Raw genomic sequence first — 641 nt, 5'->3', positions numbered from 1 at the left:
GAGGGCAAGTTGGTTGTTCCTGGTAAGGAGACGAAGTCTTCGCCGACCTTTACTGATAAGGATGGTAAGGAAGCCAAGGCTCCTGAGGGTTCGAAGTTCACTATTGGTGAGGACTTCACTGCTCCTGAGGGTTACGAAGTCAGCATTGATGAGAACAACGGTGAGATCACCGTTACCTTCCCGGACGAGTCGAAGCTCAGCGGTGAGACTGCTGAGGAGTTCAATGTTCCTGTCACGGTGACCTACCCGGATGGTTCCACCGATAAGACGGATGCGAACTTCAAGCTGGATACTGATGGTGACGGTGACCCTGACGTCACGGATCCGGATGATGACGGTGACGGCATCCCGGATGAGGATGACAGCAATCCGAAGGTTCCGAACGTCAACGATCACTTCGATCCGAAGTACACCGATGGTTCGGGTAAGCCGGGTTCTGAGGTCAAGATCGACAAGCCGGTCTTCAAGGACAACAACGGCGAGGAGACCACTGCTCCTGAGGGCACGAAGTTCACTAAGGGTGAGGGTGCGCCTGAGGGTGTGACCGTCAATGAGGATGGTTCGATCACCGTTGAGGTTCCGGAGGATGCAACGCCTGGTTCCAAGATTGAGGTTCCGGTTGTTGTGACCTACCCGGATGG

1 protein-coding gene is annotated in these 641 nt (G+C 54.8%); it reads left to right on the top strand.

Annotation, left to right across the window (positions count from 1 at the left end; all coding sequences use genetic code 11):
- Positions 1-641, top strand: a 641-nt coding sequence (locus L8U60_RS10730; protein WP_269966356.1) for a YPDG domain-containing protein, incomplete at both ends; no start/stop codon positions are given.

Origin of the sequence: Corynebacterium meitnerae (assembly GCF_027570075.1) — a bacterium.
In the GTDB taxonomy this organism is placed as follows: Bacteria; Actinomycetota; Actinomycetes; order Mycobacteriales; family Mycobacteriaceae; genus Corynebacterium; species Corynebacterium meitnerae.
Note: the sequence above shows the minus strand (reverse complement) of the source record. Positions and strands in the feature narration are given on the sequence as shown.